28 protein-coding genes are annotated in these 26435 nt (G+C 41.5%); 4 read left to right on the forward strand and 24 right to left on the reverse strand.

What is annotated here, in order from left to right; all coding sequences use genetic code 11:
* Positions 1–56 precede the first annotated feature (56 nt).
* Entirely contained in the window at positions 57–635 is a 579-nt protein-coding gene (locus MHI08_RS11505; protein WP_163114812.1) for a hypothetical protein, read from the forward strand.
* Positions 636–701: 66 nt separating this feature from the next.
* Here MHI08_RS11505 and MHI08_RS11510 read toward each other — a convergent pair whose 3' ends face one another.
* The 5 genes from MHI08_RS11510 to MHI08_RS11530 form a co-directional block, all read right to left on the reverse strand.
* Positions 702–1619 carry an ROK family protein gene (locus MHI08_RS11510; RefSeq protein ID WP_342499631.1) on the reverse strand — a complete coding sequence of 306 codons (918 nt, stop codon included), beginning with the start codon at positions 1617–1619 and terminating at the stop codon, positions 702–704.
* 119 nt (positions 1620–1738) lie between these two features.
* Entirely contained in the window at positions 1739–2167 is a 429-nt protein-coding gene (locus MHI08_RS11515) for a Fur family transcriptional regulator (protein WP_003217433.1), read from the reverse strand.
* Entirely contained in the window at positions 2145–3005 is an 861-nt protein-coding gene (locus MHI08_RS11520; protein ID WP_024423005.1) for a metal ABC transporter permease, read from the reverse strand. The genes MHI08_RS11515 and MHI08_RS11520 overlap by 23 nt, the downstream gene beginning before the upstream one ends.
* The gene (locus tag MHI08_RS11525) at positions 3005–3781 is read right to left on the reverse strand and encodes a metal ABC transporter ATP-binding protein (RefSeq protein WP_024423006.1); all 777 of its coding nucleotides are present in this window, start codon (positions 3779–3781) and stop codon (positions 3005–3007) included. The genes MHI08_RS11520 and MHI08_RS11525 overlap by 1 nt, the downstream gene beginning before the upstream one ends.
* Positions 3782–3916: 135 nt before the next feature.
* Positions 3917–4798 (reverse strand): YitT family protein, encoded by an 882-nt coding sequence (locus MHI08_RS11530; RefSeq protein WP_024427967.1) that lies wholly within the window; start codon positions 4796–4798, stop codon positions 3917–3919.
* 140 nt (positions 4799–4938) lie between these two features.
* On the opposite strand from MHI08_RS11530, the gene MHI08_RS11535 reads away from it, so the two are divergent.
* Complete coding sequence (locus MHI08_RS11535; protein WP_024423008.1) at positions 4939–5193, forward strand: DUF2624 domain-containing protein; 255 nt, start codon at positions 4939–4941, stop codon at positions 5191–5193.
* A 48-nt stretch (positions 5194–5241) separates the two neighbouring features.
* Here the strand turns inward: MHI08_RS11535 and MHI08_RS11540 are convergent, their stop codons facing one another.
* Positions 5242–6135 (reverse strand): deoxyribonuclease IV, encoded by an 894-nt coding sequence (locus MHI08_RS11540; RefSeq protein WP_342499632.1) that lies wholly within the window; start codon positions 6133–6135, stop codon positions 5242–5244.
* Between the two features lie 9 nt (positions 6136–6144).
* On the reverse strand, positions 6145–7464 hold the full coding sequence (locus tag MHI08_RS11545) for a DEAD/DEAH box helicase (protein WP_024423009.1): 1320 nt from the start codon (positions 7462–7464) through the stop codon (positions 6145–6147).
* A gap of 155 nt (positions 7465–7619) precedes the next feature.
* Between MHI08_RS11545 and vrrA the strand changes: the two genes are divergently transcribed.
* Both vrrA and MHI08_RS11555 read left to right on the forward strand, forming a co-directional pair.
* Positions 7620–8324, forward strand: a complete 705-nt coding sequence (vrrA, locus tag MHI08_RS11550) for a VrrA/YqfQ family protein (RefSeq protein WP_024427964.1) — start codon at positions 7620–7622, stop codon at positions 8322–8324.
* A gap of 157 nt (positions 8325–8481) precedes the next feature.
* Positions 8482–9426 (forward strand): 4-hydroxy-3-methylbut-2-enyl diphosphate reductase, encoded by a 945-nt coding sequence (locus MHI08_RS11555; protein ID WP_024423011.1) that lies wholly within the window; start codon positions 8482–8484, stop codon positions 9424–9426.
* A 37-nt stretch (positions 9427–9463) separates the two neighbouring features.
* Here the strand turns inward: MHI08_RS11555 and MHI08_RS11560 are convergent, their stop codons facing one another.
* The 17 genes from MHI08_RS11560 to MHI08_RS11640 all read right to left on the reverse strand — a co-directional run bounded on the left by MHI08_RS11560 (position 9464) and on the right by MHI08_RS11640 (position 26403).
* Entirely contained in the window at positions 9464–10585 is a 1122-nt protein-coding gene (locus tag MHI08_RS11560; protein ID WP_125586593.1) for a Nif3-like dinuclear metal center hexameric protein, read from the reverse strand.
* Positions 10578–11294, reverse strand: coding sequence for a tRNA (adenine(22)-N(1))-methyltransferase TrmK (locus tag MHI08_RS11565; RefSeq protein WP_024427962.1), 717 nt, complete (start codon positions 11292–11294; stop codon positions 10578–10580). The genes MHI08_RS11560 and MHI08_RS11565 overlap by 8 nt, the downstream gene beginning before the upstream one ends.
* A gap of 120 nt (positions 11295–11414) precedes the next feature.
* Positions 11415–11774: a cytochrome c550 gene (gene cccA / locus MHI08_RS11570; protein WP_024423014.1), complete on the reverse strand. Its 360-nt coding sequence runs from the start codon at positions 11772–11774 to the stop codon at positions 11415–11417.
* 301 nt (positions 11775–12075) lie between these two features.
* On the reverse strand, positions 12076–13197 hold the full coding sequence (gene rpoD / locus MHI08_RS11575) for an RNA polymerase sigma factor RpoD (RefSeq protein ID WP_008342392.1): 1122 nt from the start codon (positions 13195–13197) through the stop codon (positions 12076–12078).
* 206 nt (positions 13198–13403) lie between these two features.
* A complete protein-coding gene (gene dnaG / locus MHI08_RS11580; RefSeq protein WP_024423015.1) occupies positions 13404–15233 on the reverse strand; it encodes a DNA primase in 1830 nt (609 codons plus the stop codon).
* A gap of 33 nt (positions 15234–15266) precedes the next feature.
* Positions 15267–15767: a YaiI/YqxD family protein gene (locus MHI08_RS11585; RefSeq protein WP_024423016.1), complete on the reverse strand. Its 501-nt coding sequence runs from the start codon at positions 15765–15767 to the stop codon at positions 15267–15269.
* A gap of 261 nt (positions 15768–16028) precedes the next feature.
* A complete protein-coding gene (locus MHI08_RS11590) occupies positions 16029–16850 on the reverse strand; it encodes a pyruvate, water dikinase regulatory protein (RefSeq protein ID WP_008342399.1) in 822 nt (273 codons plus the stop codon).
* A gap of 25 nt (positions 16851–16875) precedes the next feature.
* Entirely contained in the window at positions 16876–17514 is a 639-nt protein-coding gene (locus MHI08_RS11595) for a helix-turn-helix transcriptional regulator (RefSeq protein ID WP_024423017.1), read from the reverse strand.
* Positions 17515–17681: 167 nt separating this feature from the next.
* Positions 17682–19727 (reverse strand): glycine--tRNA ligase subunit beta, encoded by a 2046-nt coding sequence (gene glyS, locus MHI08_RS11600; protein ID WP_342499633.1) that lies wholly within the window; start codon positions 19725–19727, stop codon positions 17682–17684.
* A complete protein-coding gene (gene glyQ, locus MHI08_RS11605; RefSeq protein ID WP_012010611.1) occupies positions 19720–20607 on the reverse strand; it encodes a glycine--tRNA ligase subunit alpha in 888 nt (295 codons plus the stop codon). Before glyQ ends, glyS begins: the two co-directional genes overlap by 8 nt.
* Positions 20608–20936: 329 nt before the next feature.
* On the reverse strand, positions 20937–21707 hold the full coding sequence (gene recO, locus MHI08_RS11610; RefSeq protein WP_342499634.1) for a DNA repair protein RecO: 771 nt from the start codon (positions 21705–21707) through the stop codon (positions 20937–20939).
* A gap of 35 nt (positions 21708–21742) precedes the next feature.
* Positions 21743–21886, reverse strand: a complete 144-nt coding sequence (locus tag MHI08_RS11615; RefSeq protein WP_003217288.1) for a YqzL family protein — start codon at positions 21884–21886, stop codon at positions 21743–21745.
* A gap of 148 nt (positions 21887–22034) precedes the next feature.
* Positions 22035–22940, reverse strand: a complete 906-nt coding sequence (gene era / locus MHI08_RS11620; RefSeq protein WP_007501305.1) for a GTPase Era — start codon at positions 22938–22940, stop codon at positions 22035–22037.
* A complete protein-coding gene (locus tag MHI08_RS11625; protein ID WP_008356263.1) occupies positions 22933–23331 on the reverse strand; it encodes a cytidine deaminase in 399 nt (132 codons plus the stop codon). Before MHI08_RS11625 ends, era begins: the two co-directional genes overlap by 8 nt.
* A gap of 113 nt (positions 23332–23444) precedes the next feature.
* A complete protein-coding gene (locus MHI08_RS11630) occupies positions 23445–23831 on the reverse strand; it encodes a diacylglycerol kinase family protein (protein ID WP_024423020.1) in 387 nt (128 codons plus the stop codon).
* Entirely contained in the window at positions 23809–24288 is a 480-nt protein-coding gene (ybeY, locus tag MHI08_RS11635; RefSeq protein WP_024423021.1) for an rRNA maturation RNase YbeY, read from the reverse strand. The genes MHI08_RS11630 and ybeY overlap by 23 nt, the downstream gene beginning before the upstream one ends.
* On the reverse strand, positions 24289–26403 hold the full coding sequence (locus MHI08_RS11640) for an HD family phosphohydrolase (protein ID WP_164512169.1): 2115 nt from the start codon (positions 26401–26403) through the stop codon (positions 24289–24291).
* Positions 26404–26435 lie beyond the last annotated feature (32 nt).

Raw genomic sequence — 26435 nt, forward strand, 5'->3', positions numbered from 1 at the left:
GGAATTGTGAATTGATTATGTTACACTTTAAGAGTATAAAAATGAGGAGTGTGGGCATGTTACGTTTAGGAATTGATATTGATGGTACAGTGACGGCACAGGACACCTTTGTCCCCTACTTAAATGAGTCGTTCCAATGTGCCATGACACTAGATGATATGACAGAGTATGATTTGACGAAGCTTTTAAAGATTTCTCAAGAAGAATTTTGGGGCTGGATGGATCAGTACGAGCCTCTTATTTATAAACAGGCAATGCCTGCTGAGGGTGCAAAAGAGATCCTCGACGAAATGAAGCTGCAGCACAAACTGATTTATATTACAGCAAGAAGGCAGCAGCATTCGGATATCACCTACAAGTGGTTTCAAGAACATGATGTGCACTATGATGCTATTGAGCTAGTTGGCGGTCATCATAAGCTGGAAGCCGTTCAAAAGCACAAAATTGATGTATTTTTTGAAGACCATCATGGCAATGCCACAATGATTGCAAAAGAGGCTGACATCCCGGTTATACTTTTCAACTCCCCTTATAACCAGATGCCAATTGACGACAGAATTATACGCGTAAACAACTGGCAGGAAGCATCTAAGTGGATCAAACAATACGAGCAGCGTCTGCAAACTGCTTATTAATGTAACTGAGCGAGCACCGAAGCGGAACAAACCCGAGGAATAGTCTACACGCTGAAGCCGATACATTTAATGTATCGGCTTTTTCGATGGAGCAAGCTGCCCTTCTTTCATGAGGAAATGGTACAGTGCCCCCTTCATGCCTGCCTGATTCAAGTAGTAGCAAGTTTCCAGCTTCACCTGAATGTTCTTCCACGTATGCAGTGTATGTAAATGTTTTTCAATGTTTTGTAATAAATCTGGTCTTGCACTTACGCCTCCGCCAATGAGGATTTTCTCTGGGTTAAGAACAGTCGCTACATTGTAAACGCCAATGGCTATTCGCTTGTACCATTGATCCACCAGCTTCTCAATGGCCGGATCATGCTTCGCCTTTTCAAAAATTTCTTGACCGTCTATTTGAGCACTTTGCGGAATTCCTTGCTTTTCTTTATAGCTCCGAATTAATCCAGCCGTTGAAGCGCTGCTGTTAAGAGTTGTAAACTGGCCATTTTCCGTTTCTGTCAGCATCATGCCAAATTCACCACCGCGGAAGGATGCACCGCGCACAAGCTGACCATTAGCAAAAATACCCCCGCCGACACCCGTGCCAATTGTCATACAAATAAAGCTGTCACAATCTTTTGCATGCCCGCTGTATTTTTCTGCGAGAGCTGCACAGTTCGCATCATTTTCCACTTCTACACGAATAGACGTTTTCTCTTCTAAAAGTGTTTTTACATTTTGGCCATTTAAGGCGATGATGGCGCCTGCAAATTCTGTATAACCTGATTCACTGTCCACAAAACCTGGAAGACTGATGGCGATACCGCTGACATCCTGCATCCTTTGATATTGCCTGACCACATCCGCCATGGCTTCTAAAAACGGTTCAAGCTGCCGGCAGTTCGTTTCATAGTCACCACTTGTGACAAGCTCCCCATCCTGATCCATTAATCCATGTTTTGTTCTCGTCCCGCCTACATCAAACACGACGTAATAGGCCACTTTTAACCCTCCCTTTACTTTAAAAAGTAGTACCTTGATCTCATTTTAATGAAACAGCCTCCCTTTGTAAAACGTTTTCAAAAGACAAAACAAAAAAGCCAGCTCCATGGCTGACTTTTTCATGAGTGAACTTCCTTCGGTTCGCAAGAAGGACACGTTCCATATATTTCAAATTTATGTCCACTAATATGATAATCCTCTAAATCGGCGTCGAGCTTGTCCATAGGGCAGGCATCGATCTCTTTTGTTTTCCCGCATGTAAGACAAATAAAGTGATGGTGATGATGGGAAAATGAACATTTAAAACGGAATAGTTTCTCCCCTGACAATTCTGTTGTTTCTAATATGCCAAGGTCTTCATATAGTGACAAGTTTCGATAAATCGTATCAAAGCTGAGACCCGGGTAGTCTTCACTTAGTGCCGTCAGCACATTTTTAGCGGTCAAGTATTTATCAGAATCAGAAAACAATTGAAGCATGTCTTCACGTTTGCTTGTATATTTGTAGCCTTTTTCCTTTAATAAATCAAGCGCTTCTTGTACGTTCATGTTGATTCCCCCTTCTGAATTTCCCAATACTAATACACCCGATTAAAATCAAGATAGACAGCATCACAATGGTTCCGCCTGGCGCTAAATCAAGATAATAGCTTAAAATCAATCCGGCCAATACAGACAATTCACCAAACAAGATCGAAAGGAAAATCGCCTGTTTGAATCCTTTGGCAATGCGGATACTTGCTGCAACAGGAAGCGTCATGAGCGCCGACACAAGCAGTGTACCGACGATACGCATTGATGCCGCAATGACAAGTGCAACGACTAAGATAAAAATAAAATGAATCCATTTTGCTGAAATACCAGAAGCTTTTGCATGCTCTTCATCAAAAGAAAGCAGAAACAATTCTTTATATAAAAGCACAACAACTAACACAACAACGAGTGAGATCCCTACAATAATCCAAAGATCAAGTCTTGAAACCGCACTAACACTTCCGAATAAATAACTAAACAAATCTGTATTAAAGCCATTCGCTAGTGAAATGAAGATGACGGAAATCCCAATACCACCTGATAAGATGATGGGAATGGCAAGCTCCTGATAATGCTTATACACGGAGCGCAGGCGTTCAATAAACAATGAACCTGCCACAGAAAAAGCCATTCCTAAGTAGAGCGGGCTTACCCCTGTCAAAAGGCCAAACTTTTTATCAAGAAATAAACTTGCGGCAATACCGGCAAGGGACACGTGACTGAGGGCATCTGCAATAAGCGAAAGCCTTCTTACGACAATAAATACACCAAGTAAGGGCGCAATAAAACCAATCAGTAACCCTGCGATAAACGCATTTTGCAAAAATTCATAATGAAAAAATGGAAATAGCATTATTCATGTCCCCCATGATGGTGATGGTCGTGATGAATCACTTGAATGTCATGCCCGTAAAATTGAGATAGCGCCTGATCATCCATTGAATCAAACGCTTCTGCATCCCCGTGGAAATGCAGTGTCTGATTTAAACAAGCCACATGGGTGACTTTATCAGAAACGGTGCCAACGTCGTGTGTGACGAGAATTAAAGACATTCCTTTTTCTTTGTTCAATGTTTCGAGTAGCTGATAAAAGCCTTCTACTGTCCGCTGGTCCACTCCAACCGTGGGCTCATCCAAAATGAGCAGCTTCGGCTGACTGACAAGCGCACGGGCAATAAATGCACGCTGCTGCTGGCCGCCAGAAAGCTCACCGATGTTTTGATGCTTTAAATCTTGTATGCCAACTGAGCGAATGGCATCTTCCACTTGCCATTTATCCTGTTTGCTCATTCGTTTAAACAAACCAATTTTTGCGGTCAGTCCGCTTGCGACGACCTCATATACAGAAGCAGGGAAACCTGTATTAAAGCTATTCGCCTTTTGAGAAACAAATCCAATTTGATCCCAGTCTCTAAATTTTGAGACAGGCGTGCCAAATAGCTTTAATTCACCCTGCTGTGGTTTAATGAGCCCAAGCAGGCATTTTAATAAAGTTGTTTTACCAGAACCATTCGGTCCAACAAGTGCTAGAAAGTTTCCTTCCTCTACTGTTAAATGAATGTGATCAATGACATTTCGCTGTCCATACGAGTACGAAATGTCCTTCATTTCAATAATTGGCTTTGCCATGAATCTTTCCACCTTTAATCAATATAAAAAGAATGATTACGATTTATACAACAAAAAGAAAATGGCTTTTGCCATTTTCTCTGTCCATACATACATTTCATTATATAAAAGAAAGATAAAAAAGTAAAATAAAAGCTAATGAATGGCTGTTTTGAACTTACCGCCTTTTGTTTCATGCGTATCCATAATCGTGATAAATGCTTGGTCATCAATTTCAAATACAATGGATTTCAGCTTTGTAATTTCAAGCCTTGTGACAACGGCGTAGATGACATCTTTTTCTTCATCTGTATAGCCGCCTTTTCCTCTCAGCTTTGTCGTTCCCCTGCCGAGTCGATGCAGAATCGCATCTGAAATTTCATCATAATAGTCTGAGACGATAATGACAGCTTTTGTTTCATCAAGCCCTTGAATAACAGCATCAATTGTTTTCATTGCCAAATAATATGTCATGACAGAATACATAGCCTGCTCTGGTCCGAAAACAAAGCCCGCCCAAATAAAAATGAACACATTGACGATCATGACAAACTCACCGACGGAGAAAGGAATTTTTTTCGTCAGAAGAATTCCCAAGATCTCTGTTCCATCCATTGAACCTCCATTACGGATGACAAGTCCAACACCAAATCCAAGTAATAGTCCGCCAAATACAGTGGCTAAGATCGGCTGTGTTGTAAATGCCTCCACATGATGAAGCGAAGATTCAATCACGGCTAAGCTGACAATCCCAATTACAGTGGAAATGAGAAAGGTTTTCCCAATATGCTTGTATCCTGATATCATAAATGGAATATTTAAAATGACAACAATCGTCGCGAAATTAATAAACGGGTTATCTGTAAAGAGATAATCCAAAATAAGCGAAATGCCGATGATGCCCCCATCAATAATATTGTTTGGCACTAAAAATAATTCAATGCTGACTGCTGCACATGCAGCTCCTACTAGAATCAGAAAAATTCTCAAAATAAAATGAGGCACCGATTCCTTTCTATGCTGTTTACTATTTGCCATACGTTCTCCCTTCTACACATGTTAAATTTTCAATGAACATTTTATCCACTTTACTATTTTATCATTTCACAGAATAAAATAAAATTTTTTGCACATTTTCCGTTTTCGCCCATACATTGTTACAGAGGGGAGGAATGGAATTGATTTTAATTCAAAAAATTGTCCTGCAGCGGCTCAATCAGATCACAGCAAATGATCTGTTAAGGTATGCGAAACAGTATGGCGTCAGTTTAACGTCTCATCAAGCTGCTGAGGTGGCCAAACTCATGAACGGGAAAAACATCAATATTTTTAATGACTCAGAGCGTAACCGGCTTCTTAAGCAAGTGGAAGCGATTACTTCTAAACAGACAGCACAGACTGTGAATGATTTGTTTAACCAGTTTACAAGTTAAGCAAAAAAGGGCCGCATTTAGCGGCACCTCAACATGTTGCATCCTTTTTTACTGACCCGTAATTTTATCTAGTAAGCCTTCATCAAATTGCTTTTCTTTCAGCATGGCAATTTCGAATTTGTAAGGTGGTTTTTTGTTCTTTTTATCTTCACCTACATAAGGCGTTTCTAGAATTTTCGGCACATCTTGAAGCTGCGGATGATGCACAATATAGCTCAGTGCATCGAAACCAATTTCACCAAAACCGATATTTTCATGTCGGTCTTTTCTTGCGCCTTGTACGTTTTTACTGTCATTAATATGAAGAACTTTGATTCGGTCAATACCAACAATTCGATCAAATTCTTCTAATACACCATCAAAGTCACTCAAAATCGGATAACCAGCATCGTGCGTGTGACACGTATCAAAGCAGACAGAAAGAGCTTCGTTATGTGTCACTCCGTCGATAATTTGGGCAAGCTCTTCAAAGCTTCTTCCGCACTCTGATCCTTTTCCCGCCATTGTTTCAAGTGCAATTTGAACCTCTTGACCTTTCACAATGACTTCGTTTAAACCTTCAATGATTTTTTGAATCCCTGCCTCTGCCCCTGCTCCGACATGCGCACCCGGGTGGAGAACAATTTGTCTTGCTCCCAGCGCTTCCGTACGCTCAATCTCAGAGCGAAGGAAGTCTACACCAAGCTCAAATGTCGCTGGATTCACTGTATTTCCAATATTGATAATATACGGAGCATGCACGACGATATCCGTCATGCCATGCTCTTTCATATGCGCTTGTCCAGCTTCAATATTGAGGTCTTCAATTTTTTTACGGCGCGTATTTTGCGGTGCACCTGTATAAATCATAAACGTATTCGAACCATAAGAGGCAGCTTCCTCACTCGCTGCAAGAAGCATATGTTTTCCGCTCATGGATACATGTGAACCAATCTTTAACAATGTTTCCCCCTACTTTCCATTACGCTTTGACTTTCTACGTTCCTGTCTTTTGATTTTATCCATCTCACGTGTCATTTTCTTTTTATATCCAGGTTTGACGGCTTTCGGTTTTCTCACAAGACGTTTTGCTTTTTCTTCAATTTCATTTGGGGCTTTTTTACGTCTTTGACGCTTCAAACGGTCATCTGCATCTCGCCATTCGCCATGAACAATGGTTTTGTTTTCAAACACAACGCCCATTTTCTCAATTTGAATGAGTGCATCCTCATCAGCCAGCTCATAAATGGTCATAGCAATTCCAGATGAACCCGCACGAGCTGTTCTTCCAACGCGGTGCACATAAAAATCAAGATCAGATGGAAGTTCATAGTTAATCACGTGGCTGACGCCTTTAATGTCAATCCCGCGAGCTGCAAGATCAGATGCCACAATATAAGTGAACTCCAAATCTTCAATTTGTTTCATGACTTTTTTACGTTCGCGCGGCGTCAATCCGCCATGGAGCACACCGATTTTCATTCCTTTTTCTTGTAGGAACGATGCGATTTCATCAACAGTTGTTTTTGTATTGGCAAAAATGATCCCTAAATATGGCTGTACATTCGTCACCATTTCATGGAGCAATTTTAATTTATCACGCTGTTTAGACGGAACTAAAATATGCTGAATGTTTTCAGCTGTAATCCGTCTTGGTTCAACATGCGCATACTTTGGATTGTCCATATATTTTTTCAGGAAAGGCTTTAGTTTTTCTGGGATGGTTGCAGAGAACACAAGCATTTGCAGCTGTTCTGGCATTTGTGCACCAATACGGTCCACATCTTCTAAAAATCCCATATCCAGCATTAAATCAGCTTCATCAATAACAAGAGAGGTCGCTTTATAAACATTCAGCGCCTGCTCATGAATGAGGTCAGCAATACGTCCAGGTGTACCGACAACCAAATGCGGCTGGTTTTTTAGCTTTTGAATTGATTTCTGCTTGTCCGTTCCGCCAATGTAAAGCTTAGCTTTGATCTCTTCTTCTGGAGAAGCATTCTTTAAAATCGTTTGAGCTTCTTTGAAAATTTGATTGGCTAATTCTCTTGTAGGTGCAGTAATCACCACTTGTACCTGTTCTTTGCTTGGATCAATTGAATGAATCAGCGGCAGTAAGTACGCATGAGTTTTTCCTGTTCCGGTTTGTGACTGGCCAATCACGCTTTCTCCTTTTAAAACGGCAGGGATGATTCTTTTTTGAATATCAGTCGGCTCATAAAAGCCTAGTTCATGAATAGCATCTATAATAAAAGGCTTTAATTCATATGTCGTAAATTTCGTTTCTTTCATGTTTTCACTCCTTAAGGCAATGCCTTTTTGCTCATCTCCTCATTATAGCTGATTTTCAGTAAAAAAACCATGTCCGCTTTTCCTACAGGAAACCAATTGGTGCCTCCTTGCATAACCTATGAAGAGAAAGAGAATGCAGTAAGGGAGGTACAAGTATGTTAGGGCAAAGGCCTATGGGCGATTTTCAGCCGCGCCGTCCCTCACGCCGGCACCTTGGAAATGGCGGACAGCCCGGAATATTTCAAAGAGGGCAGCAGCCTCCTATCCAACAGCCTTTTCAAGGGCAAGGCAATCCATTTCAGCAAATGATGCCTCGCTCCCCGTCTGTACAGGGAGGCGGTTTACCCGGGATGGGCGGAATTCCAGGAGGTGAGAGCCGTGCACTAGGCGGCGGAGCAGGAATTAAAGGCATGCTCTCTAAATTTCTTCCTGGCGCAGGAGGAGCTGGAGTCTCTGGAGGTGGTGCGGGATTACAAGGAATCCAGAGCTTCACAAATCCTGCGACCCTCTCAAGCATGTTAGGAAATGTTCAAAAAGTGCTCGGGATGGCGCAGCAATTTACGCCAATGATTCAGCAATACGGTCCTTTAGTGAGAAATTTGCCGGCGATGATTAAACTGTACAGCCAGCTTGGCAGTGCGGATGATGATGAAGAAAGTGCAAATGATGCTGATGCAGAATCAACGGAGACTAGCGCGGAAACAGAAGTGCACGAGGAAGAAGCACAAACTGACGAAATAGAAAAAAATAAAGAACCAGAAGACATCCTCGTCAAAAAAACAGCACCTCACACATCATCTGTTCCTGAAGCAAAACCGAAAAAAAGATCTGGCAGCTCTGTTCCAAAACTATATGTCTAGTGATCTTTTAACGGCGAAGTGTTCACTGCGTATAACAATCTTTGATATATACGCTTACTTTGGCTATAATGGAAGCAAGAGAATGATAAAAAGCCGTTTTTTACGGCTTTTTATATTGTTCTTCTCTAGCAGCACTTCCCTACAGGAGGACGAATAAATGAATGTAATTAAAATATCGCCGCGTGGCTATTGCTATGGCGTTGTGGATGCAATGGTCATTGCTAAAAATGCCGCACTTGATAAGAACTTGCCACGCCCAATTTATATATTAGGTATGATTGTGCACAACAAACATGTCACTGATGCCTTCGAGGAAGATGGTATTTACACACTGGACGGACCAAACCGCTTAGACATTTTAAAGCAGGTTGAAAGTGGAACAGTCATTTTCACAGCTCACGGCGTTTCTCCTGAGGTTCGTCAAATCGCAGAAGAAAAAGGCCTTGTCGCCATTGATGCGACCTGTCCCGATGTAACGAAAACACACGAACTCATTTCAGAGAAAACAGCCGATGGCTATGACATTATTTATATTGGGAAAAAGGGTCATCCTGAGCCAGAAGGAGCTGTCGGAGTAGCCCCTGACAAGGTACATCTTGTCGAAACAGAAGCTGACATTGAGGCACTCGATTTAACTTCAGAAAAACTGCTCATCACGAACCAAACGACGATGTCTCAATGGGATGTCCACGACCTGATGGAGCTGATTAAAGAGAAATACCCTCACGTCGAGTATCATCAAGAAATTTGCCTTGCGACACAGGTGCGTCAGGAAGCTGTATCGCAGCAAGCTGGCCAAGCCGATTTAACCATTGTTGTCGGCGATCCAAAAAGTAATAACTCTAACCGTCTCGCACAAGTGTCAATGGAGATTGCCGGAACGCAGGCTTACCGTATTGGCGACTTAAGTGAACTCAAGCTGGAATGGCTGCAGGGCGTCAAAACCGTTGCCGTTACTGCTGGTGCTTCAACACCAACGCCTATTACAAAGGAAGTCATTCGTTTCTTAGAAAACTATGAACCAGATGATGAAACAACTTGGAAGATTGAACGAACCGTCCCTCTTTCTAAAATTTTACCTCGCGTCAAAACAAAGAAATAAGAAAACGTCAGAGCGGATATGCTCTGACGTTTTTTGATTACATAAATTGAAATGGGTTTGTGTTTGATTCAGAAACAAAGAGCTGTACGTCATATTTTTTATCCGCACATAGCGATTGAAGCTTCGCCTTTACGCCCTCTTTCATAATCTTTTCAGCATAATGTCCTGGGTCCACAACGTTCAGCCCTAGCATCATGGCATCGTGCGCAACATGGAAATAAAGGTCTCCTGTCACATACACATCTGCACCCATTCTTTTCGCTTGATGGATGTATTTATTTCCGTCTCCGCCAAGCACCGCCACTTTTTTCACAACAGCGTTTTGGTCTCCTACAAAACGAGCACCATTCACATCTAGCTTCGTTTTCACAAATTGTGTGAAATCTCTCAGTGTCATTGGCTCATTTAGCTCTCCAATACGGCCAAGACCTTTTTGAATAGGAGGAAGGTCTGTCGTGTGTACACTATAGGCGACTTCTTCATAAGGATGTGCTTTGATCATTTCGCGAATCACTTGTTTTTCTATACTTGCTGGGAAAATGGTTTCAATCCGCACTTCTTTCACAAATTCTAATTGACCCGATTCACCAATAAACGGCTCAGCTTCTTCTGATGGCAAAAAGCTGCCTGTCCCTTCATTTGAAAACGCACAATGGCTGTAGTTGCCAATATGGCCGGCGCCCGCATTTCCTAAAGCTGTCCGGATGGCCTCTTCAAATTCCTCTGGGACATACAGAGCAAGCTGTTTGATTGGATCTTCGTATGTCGGCACTAACACTCTTGTTTCTTCAAGCTCTAAGGCCTCAGCAAGCAGGTCGTTGACTCCGCCATCAGCTACGTCTAAATTCGTATGTGCCACATATACCGCAATATCATGTTTGATGCATTTTTCAATGATCCGTCCAGCCGGCTGATCCGTCGCTACATGTTTTAATGGTCGAAAAATCGGCGGATGGTGAGCAATAATAAGATCCACTTTTCGCTCGATCGCCTCATCTACTACATTCTCTAATACATCCAAGGTGATCATCACATTGGTTACTTTTTTATTTAAAGTCCCAATCTGAAGACCAATTTTATCCCCTTCCATGGCGTATACCTTTGGTGAAAATTGTTCAAACAATTGGATGATTTCATGCCCGTTTACTGTTTTAGCCAACAGTCAAAACCTCCTTTAGCATCTTTATTTTCGCATTCAGCTCTTCAAGGCGTTCTTTATTTTCTTCTGTCCGCGCCGCCTGCTGAATTTGACTTTCTATCTTCTCCATATGCTGAAGCTCTTGCATCCACTTGCGCTGGAAAACGTCATTTTGCTCTTTCGCAAGAAAAGGACCAACCAGCATGCCTGCTTCAAGTGACATTCCTTTATAGGCTTTATCTTTATCGCCTTTTTCAGCGATGATGATTTCGTATATTTTGCCGTCCTCTTCTAAAATGACTTCATCTATCAATTCATACCCCTCTTGATAAAGCCATAAACGAATATGGTGGGCATGGATATTCGGCTGAAGAATGAGCCGCTCATGGCCTGCGAGCTTATGCCTTCCTTCATTTAGAATGCTTGCGATGAGTGCCCCGCCCATCCCTGCAATCGTCACTGCATTCACTTCGCCTTTTTCAATGACTTCAAGGCCATTTCCTTTTCTGACCGATATCTGTTCATCTAATTCAAGTCTATGTACTTGCTGCTGCGCCGATTGAAGCGGTCCATCGGTAATTTCACCAGCAATGGCTTTCACGGCTTTTTGATGCAGGATCGCATAGCATGGCAAATAGGCATGGTCTGAGCCGATATCAGCGAAGACTGCCTCATCTGGTAAAAAGTATGCGACTTTTTTTAATCGTTTCGATAAATTCATTTCATTCATACGTATCACTACTTTTCTTTAATGTTCATACTTGTCTATCTTATATAAATTATGGACTTTTTAAAAGTCGTTTTCAAATGAAAAAAGCTCTTCTTTTGAAAAAGAGCTTTTTGTGTAAGATTATTTAATTTTAGACACCCATTCCGCCATTTCATCGAGCTTTTCATTTGGAATCAGCCCGCCTGGCATCCCGTTGCCGCCTTCTTGAATTTTCTTCTTGATGTCAGCTACTTCAAGCTTGTCTCCAACACCTTTTAATGCAGGACCTGCGCCGCCTTCATAGTTTTCCCCGTGACAGCTTATGCAGTTCTGCTTATACAATTCTTCCGGCGTTGCATTTGCTGTCTCTTCTTGCTTTTGCTCTTTGCCCCCAGAGGCAATTTTTTCTTCATCTTTCAGCCCCTTCATTGATAAGAAAAAAGTGAGTCCAATACCTAAAATGGCAATCAATAAAAATGGTATAAGTGGATTCCGTTTCATTTCTTTCATCCTCCCCTTTGTGAAAACCCCTTTGAGACTATGCAAACAATTCTAATTCTACTTTAATTTTACAAAAAGTAAACGAATTATGATACAAAACTTTGGTCAAGTTCACAGATTAGACAAAAATGATTCTAGATGAGAAATGAAGTCTTCAGCACATTTAGATGTATTTTTTATACATCTTTTTTCTAAGAACGTTGCAAATTCATTTGTTATTCAGTAAAATATAATCAGATTGAAAAAAGCGTTTTCATTTTTGATAAGAAAGAACGGATCTCTTTCAAGATCCGTCCGGTTTCTACTCTAAGAAGTCTTTTAATCGTTTACTTCTGCTTGGGTGTCTTAATTTACGAAGAGCTTTCGCTTCAATTTGTCTGATACGCTCTCTTGTTACGCCGAACACCTTTCCAACCTCTTCTAACGTGCGAGTTCTTCCGTCGTCTAGTCCGAAACGTAGTCTTAGCACATTTTCTTCACGGTCCGTCAGCGTGTCTAATACATCTTCAAGCTGCTCTTTTAAGAGTTCGTACGCAGCGTGGTCAGATGGAGATGTCGCCTCTTGGTCTTCGATAAAATCACCAAGATGCGAGTCATCTTCTTCACCAATAGGTGTTTCTAAAGATACAGGCTCTTGCGCAATTTTAAGAATCTCTCTTACCTTTTCTGGAGTTAAATCCATGTCTTCAGCAATTTCCTCAGGCGTTGGTTCTCTGCCTAGGTCTTGCAGAAGCTGTCTTTGAACACGGATCAATTTATTAATCGTTTCCACCATATGAACCGGGATCCGGATTGTTCTCGCCTGATCGGCAATCGCACGTGTGATCGCCTGTCTAATCCACCAAGTCGCATATGTTGAGAATTTATATCCTTTGCGGTAATCAAACTTCTCAACCGCCTTCATCAGACCCATGTTTCCTTCTTGAATCAAGTCAAGGAACAGCATACCACGACCGACATAGCGTTTCGCAATGCTGACAACGAGACGAAGGTTCGCTTCCGCTAATCTTCTTTTTGATTCCTCATCGCCCTCTTCGATCTTTTGAGCATACGTAATTTCTTCTTTAGCAGATAACAAATTGACGCGTCCGATTTCTTTTAAGTACATACGAACAGGATCATTAATTTTGACACCTGGTGGTACGCTTAAATCATTCAGGTCAAATTCTTCTTCTGCTTTAGCCAGCTGCTGAACATTTGGGTCTTCTGTCTCTTCGTTTTCACTAATGAGCTCTACACCCTGTTCGCCTAAGTATTCATAGTATTCATCCATTTGGTCTGATTCAATTTCAAAGCTAGACATACGCTCTGCAATTTCTTCGTATGTTAAAACGCCCCGTTTTTTACCCGTTTCAGTGAGCTTATCTCTCACCTGTTCAAAGGTTAATTCAGTTTCGGTTTCGTGGGCTTGTTTATCAGCCATTATGGATCCCTCCTTCCAAAGCTTGCAACGAATTCTAAAGTAACTTGCGATTTACTTCCGCCCTGCTTTTCTCTCTCTATCAAACAGATGACGAAGCAAATAGGAAATAAAATAAATAATGATGAAGGCAAGATGCTTGCGGTCTTATGCTCCTCCCGTAAAGGATTCATTGCCAGCCGTAAGTCCTGTCATTAATAATAGACGTATTACTTCAGCGAACGGTTCAACTGAATAATTTCTTTTGCAAGTGTTGCCGCTTTGAAGAAATCTTTTTGCCTCTCCGCTTCTGCACGTTCTAGTTCTTTTTCCTTTATCATTGACAAATTCCGATGATTCAACACTTTTTTTACATAATCACTTAATTCAGCTTCACTTAGTTCGTCTCCGACTTGAATCATCAATATATCCGTCAACAGCTGATTCATGACATCATCTTCTATCCGGTTCATCAGGTGCTGCGGCGTTGGTTCTTTGCCTTCTTCATACAAGGCATAAATGTACGTTGCCAGCGCCCTGTGCGAATCTATATTAAATTCAATCCCGATTCTGTCAAGTACTTTGCGGATCACGTCATCGCTTTTTAACATATGAGCAAGCAGCATTCGCTCTGCATTTTCATATGCCGGCCGCAGACGCTTTCTTCTCACTTGTGTTGACAGATGTGCACGCCGTTTTTCAAGCCCGTTTTCTTCCTGCGTGCTTTTGGTTTCTTGCCGCTGCTGTTTTTCAAACAGCTCCAGTTGTTCTTTTAATGAATCAAGTGAGATCGAAAACTCCCCAGCAAGCTGTTTCATGTAAATCTCTTGCTCCAAAGAGCCGTTTAACCGGCTGATTTCTCGGAGAACCTGCTTCATATAAGTAAGACGGTCTCCTTCGTCTGATAAGTTTTTTCCTCTTCGGAAAAAATTCATCTTAAACGTCATTAATGTCACACTTGCATCTATGATGTCATTCCTAAATTTCTCGCCGCCATATTTACGAATGTAATCATCTGGATCAAGTCCATCTGGTATCATGGCAACGCGAACTTTACATCCTCTTTTTCCAAGCAAATCTGATGCTTTCATGGTCGCTTCGTATCCGGCCGTATCAGAGTCATAGCAAAGGATGATCTCTTCTACGTTCCGCCTGAGAAGCTTTACGTGCTCTTCTGTAAGAGACGTACCCATTGTTGCAACACTTTCACCGACACCTGATGTAACAGCTGAGATGACGTCTGCAAATCCTTCAAAAAGAACTGCCCGTTCGCGTTTGCGAATATGCATACGTGCGTCGTGAAAGTGATAAAGCAGCTTACTTTTATGAAAAAGCGGCGTTTCAGGACTATTCATATATTTAGGCTGCTGATCACCAAGCGATCTTCCGGAAAAAGCGATGACCGTTCCATGATGATCATGAATGGGAAACATGACACGGTCTCTAAAGCGGTCAAAAAAGCCTGTGCCGTTTTCACGTTGAATCAAAAGACCAGCCTTCTCCATCATCACAGGATCAAATCCTCGTTTTTCTAAAAACTTGGTCACGAAATCCCAAGAATCAAGAGCATACCCGATCTCAAACTTGGCAATTGTTTCATCCGTAAAGCCTCTGGACCGTAAATAATCGAGTGCGTTTTGACCTTCCTTTGTATTTACCAGCAAATGGTGGTAAAATTTCTTAAGAAGCTCATGGGCCTCAATCATTTTATGATCTGCAGTGTCCTCTTGCTGAGAGGAACTCATCTGAGCATTCGCCACCTGATCAGGCAGATCAATATGGTACTTATCAGCCACATGTGAAACGGCTTCAATAAATGAGTAGCCTTCCATTTGTCTGAGGAACGAAAACACATTGCCTCCTGCACCACAGCCAAAACAATGGAAGATTTGCTTATCTGCTGAAACAGAGAATGAAGGAGTATTTTCACCATGGAATGGACAAAGACCGAAGTAATTTCGACCTTGCTTTCTAAGCTGTACGTATTCTCCAATCACTTCGACAATGTCTGCGTTTTTTTGGATCTGCTCCAAAAGTTCATCTGGTATACGTTTGCTCATCCTAATAACACTCCGTCGTACATTATTCGCCTTTTAATTTAAAAATCCTTCATGATTCGACAGGATTTTTTGTAGTTGCGCCATAAATCGCTTCTTATCCTCTTCTAAAAGCTTTTTGGGACCTTTTCCGTATACACCTTTTCTTCGCTGTTTGCTGGAAACATGCCTGCGTTCCAAATCAAAATCAATTGTTTCGTTTGTGTACATTCGTCCTCTTTCAGACAGAACAATGACCTGTCTCGGAAGCAGTAAGGAGGCAAGACCAATATCTTGGGTGACGACAATATCATGTGCGGCAGCTGAGTTTGCAATGACTAAATCCGCTGCTTCCTTATGTGTGTCTACAAACCGCCAATCTTCAAGTGGAGATCTTTTGGTTTGAAAATGCTCATATGAAGCAATGAACGTCACTGGTACTTGAAATTGAGATGCGACAGAAAGGATTTCGTCTTTTACAGGACAAGCATCTGCATCGACATAAATCGTCCTCTCTTTTTTACGTTCATTCAGGTGACTAATTCTCCATCCCTCCACCTTATTCCTGCTTTAGAGAAGCAAAAAGACCATACTTTTCCCCTATAAAGCAATCAACAGTAAAACTCATTTTGTCGAAAAGTTATGTTCAGAATCACTTGACTTCTGCCAATATTAGTTTATTCGTTCTTGACTTAACTTAAACCTAAAATCAATCATTTTATCACAATTTTTTATTATAATACAAATGCAGCAAATATGCCATTGTTTTTGTTTACCCGTTTCCCACCATAGGAAAAACCCAGGAGGAGCATCCTGAGTTTATTCGGAACCTCTTTTGGTCAGCATTTGATGAATGACATTTGCCGTTTCCTCAACTGCTTTATTCGATACATCAACGACTTGACAGTTAATGCGGTCAACCACTTTTTCAAAATACTCTAGTTCCTCTTTAATCCGCTCAATGTTCGCATAAATAGCGCGATCATTTAAACCAAGAGATTTTAAACGCTCTTTGCGAATATGATTTAGTTTGTCTGGACTAATTTTCAAACCGATACATTTCTTCGGATCAACTGAAAATAACTCTTCTGGCGGATCAACTTCAGGTACAATTGGAACGTTCGCTACCTTCAGCCGTTTATGTGCCAAATATTGAGATAATGGTGTCTTAGACGTACGTGATACACCAATGAGTACAATATCAGCCTTTAGAATACCTCTAGGGTCTCTGCCGTCATCGTATTTCACAGCGAACTCAATGGCTTCTACCTTTTTAAAATAGTCCTCATCTAATTGACGTACACGACCCGGCTCATGTTTCGCTTCATTTCCATATGCCGTCTCCATTTTATCAATGAGCGGACCGATGATGTCATAATAAACGACACCGTTTGCTTCTGCTTCCTCGATTAAGAATTGGCGCATTTCTGGCACAACAAGAGTAAAGCAGACGATCCCATTATCTGCTTTCGCCAGTGAAATGACTTCTTTAATCGTACCAACATCCTCTACATACGGGATTCTTCTAATATTTGAATGGTCTGATGAGCCGCCATCAAATTGGCTAAGTGCCGCTTTGACCACGAGCTCTGCCGTTTCTCCAACTGAATCTGATACCACAAAAATTACGCGATTACTCATAACATCCCCTCGCAGTCTTCTGTCATTAGATTATTTCGTTCTCCGATAAGCTGACAAGTATTTTCGTCATGTTTGTTTTCGTAATTCTTCCGACCACTTCAAAACCTTTATCCGTATCTTTTATCACAGGAAGTGCATCTATTTGCTTTTCAATCAAGTGCTTCGCCACATCCATAATGAAATCTTCCTTGCGGCAAACGGTGATGTTCGGCATCCTTGTCATAATAATATGGACAGGGATAGATGGAAGCTCCTGTTTCCCTATACTTGCACGAAGGAGGTCTTTTCTTGATAACACGCCTGTTAAAATAGAGTGATCGTCCACAACGAATAATGTGCCCACATCCTCTAAAAACATCGTACAAATCGCATCATAAACCGAAACATTCTCATGTATCACCACTGGAATGGATTGAAAGTCTTTCACTTGAAGTTTTTTCAGCTTATCTGCGAGAAGCTGCGTGCCTGTTTTTCCTGTGAAAAAGTAGCCGACCCTTGGTCTTGCTTCTAAAAAGCCTGACATTGTTAAAATGGCTAAATCCGGTCTGAGGGTCGCCCTTGTTAAGTTCAGCCGATCGGCGATATGCTCTCCAGTGATCGGACCATTCTCTTTGACAATCTGTAAAATCTGCTCTTGCCGTTTATTTAACTCGATTGTACTCACCACCTTTAAATAGAGAGAGCGAAATCTTTATTTTATGTATATCATTTTCATAACTCATCATATTATAGCGCATCTTTGTCCGAATGAAACAAAAATCCACTCAAAAACCGTGAATTAAATGAGTAAAAAACGATTGCCCTTCGGAAAAGGCAACCGTTCTTAGGTATTTATTTTACAATTAAATTGTTCATATTCGCAAATGATTGAATGACTTTGGCTAGTTTGACCATTTGTGCCAAACGATTTCGCTTCAGTTTTTCATCATCCGCATGAACCATTATATGATCGAAATAATGAACAATCGGTGTTTTTAACGTATCCAGCGCCTCTAGTGCCAAGCTGTATTGTCCTGCTGCTACATGTTCCTTTACAGCTTTCTCTACTTGCTGATACGCCTCAAACAGCTTTTGCTCATGTTCATTTTCAAACAGTTCAGGCTGAATCTCTGCGTCTTCCCCTTTTTTACTGATTGAAATGACGCGACCCAATGCTTCAGCCGTTTCTTTGAAGCTTTCTTGTTTCACACTCTCTTCAAGAACAGCTGCTTTTTTGACGACTGCATATGGCTCAATATTTTCAACATCCAGCACTGCATCAACAACATCATGGCGGATATGCTCTGCTTGAAGAACATATTTTAAACGATGCGTTAAAAATTCAATCAGAGCAGCTTCATGTTCTGCCTTTACTTGAGCAAGGGCTAACAGCTCTTTAAATGAAATATTCCAATGACGGTCGAGCAGGATTTGAACGATACCGCTCGCTTGTCTTCTAAGACCATAAGGGTCTTGAGAACCCGTTGGGATCACATCAATTGAGAAGAATGAACAAATAGAATCAAGCTTATCTGCTACTGCCACAATCGCACCAATCAAAGTGGATGGCGCCTCGTCACCAGCAAAGCGCGGCATATAGTGCTCGTTGATGCTTCTTGCTACTTCTTCATGTTCACCAAGAGCTCTTGCATATTTCTCACCCATGATTCCTTGTAATTCTGGGAATTCATAGACCATTTGAGTCACAAGGTCAAACTTCGAAATACTTGCTGCTCTCGCCACACGTTTAGTGGTTTCGTCATCTGCTCCGACATGCGCCGCTAGACGGGTTGCAATGTCTGTCACTCTCTTCAGCTTGTCGCCGATTGTTCCAAGTTTCTCATGGAATACCACTTTATCAAGCTTTTTAATATTGTCTTCAATCACTAGTTTTTCGTCTTCTTTATAGAAGAATGCAGCATCTGATAAACGCGCACGAAGTACTTTTTCATTCCCTCTTGCGACATTTTCCAGCGCCTCACTGTTTCCATTTCTGACAGTAATAAAGTGCGGCAATAATTCCCCTTGCTCATTTTTCACAGGGAAGTAGCGCTGATGCTCTTTCATTGTCGTCACCAATACTTCTTCCGGCAATGCAAGAAACTCTTCTTCAAAGGAACCAGACAGCACAGTTGGATATTCTACAAGATCGTTCACTTCTTCTAAAAGTTCAGGATCAACAGGAATGACCCAGCCTTTTTCTGTAGATAGCGCATCTAGCTGTTCAGTAATGAATTGTTTTCTTTTCTCTGAGTCTGCAATCACAAATTGATCGCGCAATGTTTGTTCATAGGAAGCAGGTGTGTCAATGCTGGCTGTCGTTCCAAGGAAACGGTGTCCTCTAGTCTCACGGCCGCTTTTCACCCCAGCAATTTCAACAGGTACAATCTCTTTTCCAAATAAACAAACAATCCATTTAATCGGACGGATATAGCGTAAATCCTCGCTTCCCCATCTCATGTTCTTTGGAAAGCTTAATGAAGCAGCGATTTCACCTAACGCTGGCAGAAGGTCTTTAACTTGCTTTCCTTCTTGAAATTTTTGGACATGGACATAATCCACTCCTTTGATCTCTTTGAAATAGAGATCATCTGTTGAAGCACCTTGTCCTCTGGCAAAGCCTTCAGCTGCTTTTGTCCAATTGCCTTCAGCATCTTGGGCAATTTTTTTAGCCGGGCCTTTTGCTTCTTCTTTGATGTCTTCTTGTTTTTCTGCGACACCTTTTACAAGTACAGCAAGACGTCTTGGTGAGTTGAATAAAGCAGTCTCTTCAAATGAAATATTTTGCGTTTCAAACCATGCTTTTACTTTCTCACCCAGCTGTTTTGTACTCTCTGGCATGAAACGAGCCGGCATCTCTTCTAAGCCGATTTCAAGTAATACATCTTGTTTATTCATGAGAAGCCGCCTCCTCTTTTAGCATAGGGAATCCCAGTTTTTCGCGTTCTTCATAATAGGTTTTGGCTACTTTTCTTGCTAACTGACGCACTCTTCCGATATAGCCAGTTCGCTCAGTCACAGAAATAGCGCCCTTTGCATCGAGCAGGTTAAACGTATGAGAGCATTTGAGGACATAATCATATGCCGGGTGAACAAGCCCTTTGTCCATTTGGCTATGTGCTTCTTTCTCATAGGTTGTAAATAGCTCGAACAGCATGTCAGTATTAGATGTTTCAAATGTATAAACAGAGTGCTCGTATTCAGCCATTAAGAATAAATCTCTGACCGTAAATCCGTCTGTCCATTCAAGATCGAAGACATTTTCTTTGTCCTGGATGTAAGAAGCAAGACGTTCAATACCGTATGTGATTTCAACAGAAACGGGCTTACATTCTAAGCCGCCGACTTGTTGGAAATACGTGAACTGCGTAATTTCCATCCCATCAAGCCATACTTCCCAGCCAAGTCCTGCACAGCCAAGAGATGGATTTTCCCAGTTGTCTTCCACAAAACGAATATCATGTTTCAGCGGGTCAATGCCAAGTGCCTTCAATGATTCAAGATATAGCTCTTGAATATTGTCAGGTGATGGCTTAATAATCACTTGAAATTGGTGATGCTGATACAATCTATTTGGGTTTTCTCCATATCTGCCATCAGCCGGGCGTCTTGAAGGCTCTACATATGCTACCTTCCACGGCTCTGGGCCAATGCTTCTGAGGAACGTGTATGGACTCATCGTTCCGGCACCTTTTTCTGTGTCATACGCCTGCATTAATACGCAGCCTTCATTTGACCAATGCTTTTGCAGCGTCAAAATCATGTCTTGAATATTCAATGATCGCACCTCCATCTTTTCTAGACCAACCGCTATGTATGGCGGGTGGGATTAGAACCTTGTAAGAGAACACAAAAACTCCCGTCTCTATGCTCGCAAGGTTCTTGCAAACATAGGGACGAGAGTTTTTTCCCGCGGTTCCACCCTATTTGCTGGTGTCGTAGCACCCAGCCGCTTTGTTTTACGTTGCTCAAGAATGCCTTTCGTTACGCCTCCATCCTTAGCTCACACCGCCCTAAGGTCGCTTTTATGGATTTTACGTAAGTACTTCTTTCTGTCAATGCAACATATTTTATCTTAGATGATCTTACAAAAAGTCATGGGAGATGTCAACTTTTGTTTTCGTCACCCATTAGCTTTTTCATGGATTCCATCTGATTCATGAATTTTTTTGATTTTAAATAGAGGCCGGAATATTCGTCATAGTAGTGATCAAGCACTTGACGAATTTCTTGTTTCGTCTGCTGTTTCACATCAACCTGACCAAGCCTTGATAAATCAAAATAATGAAACAATCGGAGCAGCCTTGCAGCTGCGGGGGATAAGGGCAGTTTATATGGATCTTTCGAAAAACAATTTTGGCAAATGAAGCCGTTATCTCTTATCGAGAAATGGAACTGCCCTTCTTTTTGACCACAGTGGACACATTGATCAAGTTCAGGCTTCATCCCCATCACTGATAACATTTTGACCTCTACGATAAATAAAATAATATCAGCATCTGTGCCTTCGTTGAGATGACACAGAGATTGAAGCAGAAGCTCAAACAAATAAGGGTTTGGCTTTTTTTCTTCTGTCCCTTTATCCATCAATTCCGTCATATATGCGGCATATGCGGTCAGAAATAAGTCTTCCCGAATGGCCCGCATACTTTCAATCATTTCGCCTTGCTGGAGCGTTCCAAGTCCTGTTGATGATTGGATGAGAAAGGTGCCGTATAAAAACGGCTGGCTTATGGCTGACAGGCGGCTGTTTGATTTTTTAGCGCCTCTGGCCATCACGCCAATTTTTCCATGTTCTCTAGTGAGCAGCGTGACAATTTTGTTTGTTTCGCCATAATCTGTTGTTCTAAGGACGATTCCTTCACTTTTAATGAGCATTTGTCTACACTCCGAGCGCTGGAGGGGGTCAAGAATTATAAGATTGGAAAATCAAATCGTGCTATTTCTTCTTCAAGTACATCGGGTCTTTCCAGGTTCTCCTTTTCTAACTCTTTGAAAAGCAGATACGTGTCAACGCTTCCTGTTTGTGAAAATACGTTCCATGTAAAATTCAACATAAAAACCCCACCTTTCTTTATTAGAAGCAGCAACGCTACATCCAACATATTAATTTTATCTTGACCAGGCTACCTCCATTTCATGATAAACAATTTTTACTAATCGAACCGCACCATTGTCAGATTTGCTGACAAATGCAGCGATTTTTTAATATTCGTCTTCTCTAAATCCGAAGTCACGCAGGTGAGTGGATTTATTACGCCAGTCCTTCTGAACTTTGACCCAAAGCTCTAAATACACTTTTGAGCCTAGAAGTGCTTCAATGTCTCTGCGCGCTTTTTGTCCCACTTCTTTTAACAAGCTGCCTCGTTTACCAATGACGATCCCTTTTTGCGAATCTCGTTCTACGACAATGGTCGCCGCGACATGGATCTTGCCATTTTCATCTGGCTTAATCGATTCAATCGCAACCGCAATACTATGCGGAATCTCTTCTCTCGTTAAATGCAGCACTTTTTCACGAATTAATTCAGAAATAATAAACCGTTCTGGATGATCTGTTACTTGATCTGCCGGATAAAATTGAGGGCCCTCTGGAAGATAACCTTCAATCTGCTGAAGAAGCGTGTCGATATTGTTTCCTTCAAGAGCTGAAATGGGCACAATTTCCTTGAATGGATAACGTGTGCGGTATTCATCAATTAAAAGGAATAGTTCATCTGGATGAATTTGGTCAATTTTATTGACGACTAGGAACACCGGTGTAGATGTTTGCTTTAGTCGTTCAATGATGAATTCATCACCTTTGCCATAGCCTTCCTGTGCGTTGATCATAAACAAGATCAGGTCGACTTCCTTCAGTGTATTTTGAGCCACCCTCATCATAAAATCACCAAGCTTATGCTTAGGTTTATGAATCCCCGGTGTATCGATAAAGATCGTTTGTGATGTGTTTGTTGTCAGAACACCTTGCACTTTGTTTCGCGTCGTTTGAGGCTTATCGCTCATGATGGCGATCTTTTGTCCAATGACACGATTAAGAAAAGTTGATTTCCCTACATTTGGTCTTCCAATAATTGATACAAATCCTGATTTGAAGCTTTCGTTAGTCATTTAAATCCTCCGGTGAAAATGCGCCTGGCAATAGTTCGTTTACTGTTGTTTCGTATATATGTCCTTTTAAGTTCGTTAGAATCACTGGCATATCAGGTGCACATAGCTCTGAAATGACCTGTCTGCATGCGCCGCACGGCGAAACAGGCCGGTCTGTATCAGCCACCACTGCTAACATTTGAAAAGATGTAATGCCTTCTGAATAGGCTTTAAAAAGTGCTGTTCTTTCCGCACAATTACACATACCATATGCTGCATTTTCAATGTTGCAGCCGCCATACACTTTTCCATCATTCGACAGTAATGCTGCACCGACTTTGAATTTAGAATAGGGTACATATGCAAAATCTCTTGCTTTGATTGCTTCTGAAATCAACTCTTGTTTGTTCATTCCTAGTTCCCACTTTCAGAAGAAATGGTACCACTGTCACATTTATATTTTACATAATTCACGTGACATTTTCACGCCCATTTCTAAAAATGTTAATAAATAGTAATATTGTTCTATTGCATGATCTTCGGTAAGAAGATGATCAACCCAATCATAACCGAAATCGCGGCGTAAACGCAAACAGCGCCTGCCGCAGCGTCCTTCGCTCTCTCTGCAAGTGGGTGTCTTTCTTCTGTCATCAGATCCACTGTATGTTCAATGGCTGTATTGACAAGTTCAAGCGCAAACATCCCCCCGCAAAGAAGAAGAACGATCAGCCATTCAAATGGGTCAATGCGGAACCAAAAGCCGCAGATCACCACGATGATGGCTGCGACTGTGTGAAATCGAAAATTCCGTTCATTCAAGAAAGTTCGCCATATTCCTCTAAATGCATAGTAAAAACTCCGAAAAAAACGGGCGAGCGGCCTTCTTTTCTTACGATGATCTCGAAAGGCCATAATCATCCAAGATTTTTGTCTGTTTGGCGAACATTTCTTTTTCATCTTCCTCTGTCATATGATCGTACCCGAGCAAATGGAGGAAGCCATGAATCGTTAAGAATCCAAGCTCTCTCATAAAGGAATGTCCATATTCCTCTGCCTGCTCTTTCGTTCGATCCACACTAATGATAATGTCACCAAGTACAGGCGGGATATCATCCGCTCCTATGATTTCAATCTCCCCTTCTCCTTCTTCCTCAAGTGCAAAGGAGATTACATCCGTTGGTGCGTCTTTTCCGCGGTATTCTTTATTGATTTGATGAATCTCTTCATTCGAAACGATCGTCACTGACACTTCCGCTTGATCCTTGACCTCAAGTTCGTCTGCAGCAAACTGAAGAAGCTTTTCCACTTCTTCAAGCTGCTCTTTTGATACTTGTCCTGTTTCATCTATTAAATCGATTAACAATGTCATTTACTTCACCTTCTGCTTCGGGGCATCTGGATATTCAATCCGAGAATGGAAAATCCCCTTTAATGTTGTACAAATCGTTTGGCTGATAATATTTAATTCTTTAAATGTGAGGTCACATTCACTAAATTGCCCGTCCTGCATTTTATCTGAAATAATGCCTTTGACAAGCTTTTCAATCCGCTCTGGATTTGGATTGTGCATGGAACGAACCGCCGCTTCAACGCTGTCAGCCACAGAAATAATCGCTGCTTCTTTTGACTGCGGCTTTGGACCAGGGTAACGGAATTCTTCTTCTGTCACCTGATCATCACGCTCTTTCGCCTTATAGTAAAAGAACTTTAAAAGAGACTTCCCGTGATGCTGTTCGGCAATGTCGACAAGTTCTTCAGGAAACTTCTTTTCTCTCAGCATATCAGCGCCATCTGTCGTATGGGCAATAATAATATTTTTACTCAGCTGAGGAGAAAGCTTGTCATGCGGATTATCAATGTTCATTTGGTTTTCGATAAAGTATTGCGGTCTTTTCGTTTTCCCAATGTCATGATAATAAGCGCCGACCCTTGCTAAAAGACCATTTGCGCCGACTGCTTCACATGCGGCATCCGCTAAATTCGCCACCATGACACTATGATGATATGTACCTGGTGTCTCGGTTAAAATCTTTTTGAGCAGCGGATGATTTGGATTGGATAATTCAATCAGTTTCATTGTGGAAAGAATACCAAACATGCTCTCAAAAACAGGCATTAGCCCAATGACCAAGATAGATGATGCAAACCCTGACACAATCGCCATCATGAGGTTCACACCGATTTCAAGCCCTGATGGTGAAGAGTTTTGGATCAGTGTAATGGATAAAACCACAAGTACATTCACCAAAGCCACCAAAAGCCCGGCCTGCAATATTTTTGATCTAGCATTATGTTTTCTTAAAAATAAAATACCAGCCATCCCGCTCACAAGATAATAAGCGCAGATCACATAGTTAAAGACGCCGGTTACTCCTTGATTAAACATCATACTGCCGCAAAGAGCAAATACAAGACCGGAGAAGATCGCTAACCGCTCATTAATGAGCAGCTTGATCAGCATCGTGCCAAGTGCCACTGGCACGACATAGCCTATCGTCGTATACTTCGTTTCCTGGAAGAGGCTGAACACTTCCATGATAATTAATATAATCGTGAAAATAAGCGAGTAAAGCAGTAATGACTTATTCTTATGGACAAGCGATTTTTTCCTCGATTCAAGGGAATGAATAATCGCTGCTAAAAAAAGTCCAATTAATATGAGAAGACCACTTACAGGCTTAAATAAATTTGAGCTGTTTAACAGACCCGTCAGTTCTAATTTGCGATAAACTTCCCGGTCGATGAGCTCTCCTTCTTCAACTAAGATTTGCCCCTGCTTAATTTGCACAGGCTGAATATTGTCAGCCGCTTCCTGTCTTTTCTTTTCTGTTGCCACTGGGTCAAATACATAGTTTGGAATGATCGCAAATTCACCGATTTCTGTCGCTGCATTTAAGTATTTTGATGGAATTGAATTGTTTTTAAGCTCTGTTTTGACTTGTTTTTTCTCATCTTGTAATTTCGCTGCTGTGATTTCTTTACTCATCAGTGAATTCACCACTGTGATGATGGAATCCTTAGTAAATGAGAGATTTTCATCACTTGCCTGGAGCAGTGCTTTGATGGATTGATCCGAAACAGCCTCCTGCATATCTGTTGTGAGCTTTTCTTTGACACGCTTGACCATTTCTTGATCTGATGGCGCGTTCTCTTTATCATCAGCTGCTTTCTTCTCTTCTTTAATGGCTTCAAAGAGGGATGAGATGAGGTCTACGCGATTATCAGAATACGCTTTTTTGAGCGTATATTGATCTTCTACCTGATCTGTTGCTTCTTGTTTCTTTTCTTCTGTCGCTTCTTGATCATCAACGGTTGACGGAGAATAGATGGTCTGTTCGCTCACTGAAAATAAATCTAAGTCGAGCGATTCAGGCTTTACATGGAAGAAGAGCACCACGAATAAAATGGCTGCTAAACCAGCGTACAGCAAAACATTTAAATAACGTGAGCGCTCCATTTTCTGAGGTTCTTTTTTAGACAGCATTCTTTTGCGCTTACTGCCTTTTTGATTCTTTC

Source organism: Bacillus sp. FSL M7-0791 (genome assembly GCF_038627085.1).
GTDB lineage: Bacteria > Bacillota > Bacilli > Bacillales > Bacillaceae > Bacillus > Bacillus safensis.

Coding starts and splice junctions, on each gene's coding strand:
- MHI08_RS11505 (WP_163114812.1), top strand. CDS start 57: ATGTTACGTTTAGGAATTGATATTGATGGTACAGTGACGGCACAGGAC.
- MHI08_RS11515 (WP_003217433.1), bottom strand. CDS start 2,167: ATGAACGTACAAGAAGCGCTTGATTTATTAAAGGAAAAAGGCTACAAA.
- MHI08_RS11520 (WP_024423005.1), bottom strand. CDS start 3,005: ATGCTATTTCCATTTTTTCATTATGAATTTTTGCAAAATGCGTTTATC.
- MHI08_RS11525 (WP_024423006.1), bottom strand. CDS start 3,781: ATGGCAAAGCCAATTATTGAAATGAAGGACATTTCGTACTCGTATGGA.
- MHI08_RS11530 (WP_024427967.1), bottom strand. CDS start 4,798: ATGGCAAATAGTAAACAGCATAGAAAGGAATCGGTGCCTCATTTTATT.
- MHI08_RS11545 (WP_024423009.1), bottom strand. CDS start 7,464: ATGAAAGAAACGAAATTTACGACATATGAATTAAAGCCTTTTATTATA.
- vrrA (WP_024427964.1), top strand. CDS start 7,620: ATGTTAGGGCAAAGGCCTATGGGCGATTTTCAGCCGCGCCGTCCCTCA.
- MHI08_RS11555 (WP_024423011.1), top strand. CDS start 8,482: ATGAATGTAATTAAAATATCGCCGCGTGGCTATTGCTATGGCGTTGTG.
- MHI08_RS11565 (WP_024427962.1), bottom strand. CDS start 11,294: ATGAATGAAATGAATTTATCGAAACGATTAAAAAAAGTCGCATACTTT.
- cccA (WP_024423014.1), bottom strand. CDS start 11,774: ATGAAACGGAATCCACTTATACCATTTTTATTGATTGCCATTTTAGGT.
- rpoD (WP_008342392.1), bottom strand. CDS start 13,197: ATGGCTGATAAACAAGCCCACGAAACCGAAACTGAATTAACCTTTGAA.
- dnaG (WP_024423015.1), bottom strand. CDS start 15,233: ATGAGCAAACGTATACCAGATGAACTTTTGGAGCAGATCCAAAAAAAC.
- MHI08_RS11590 (WP_008342399.1), bottom strand. CDS start 16,850: ATGAGTAATCGCGTAATTTTTGTGGTATCAGATTCAGTTGGAGAAACG.
- glyS (WP_342499633.1), bottom strand. CDS start 19,727: ATGAATAAACAAGATGTATTACTTGAAATCGGCTTAGAAGAGATGCCG.
- recO (WP_342499634.1), bottom strand. CDS start 21,707: ATGCTCATTAAAAGTGAAGGAATCGTCCTTAGAACAACAGATTATGGC.
- MHI08_RS11615 (WP_003217288.1), bottom strand. CDS start 21,886: ATGTTGAATTTTACATGGAACGTATTTTCACAAACAGGAAGCGTTGAC.
- era (WP_007501305.1), bottom strand. CDS start 22,940: ATGACTAACGAAAGCTTCAAATCAGGATTTGTATCAATTATTGGAAGA.
- MHI08_RS11625 (WP_008356263.1), bottom strand. CDS start 23,331: ATGAACAAACAAGAGTTGATTTCAGAAGCAATCAAAGCAAGAGATTTT.
- MHI08_RS11630 (WP_024423020.1), bottom strand. CDS start 23,831: ATGGCCTTTCGAGATCATCGTAAGAAAAGAAGGCCGCTCGCCCGTTTT.
- ybeY (WP_024423021.1), bottom strand. CDS start 24,288: ATGACATTGTTAATCGATTTAATAGATGAAACAGGACAAGTATCAAAA.
- MHI08_RS11640 (WP_164512169.1), bottom strand. CDS start 26,403: ATGCTGTCTAAAAAAGAACCTCAGAAAATGGAGCGCTCACGTTATTTA.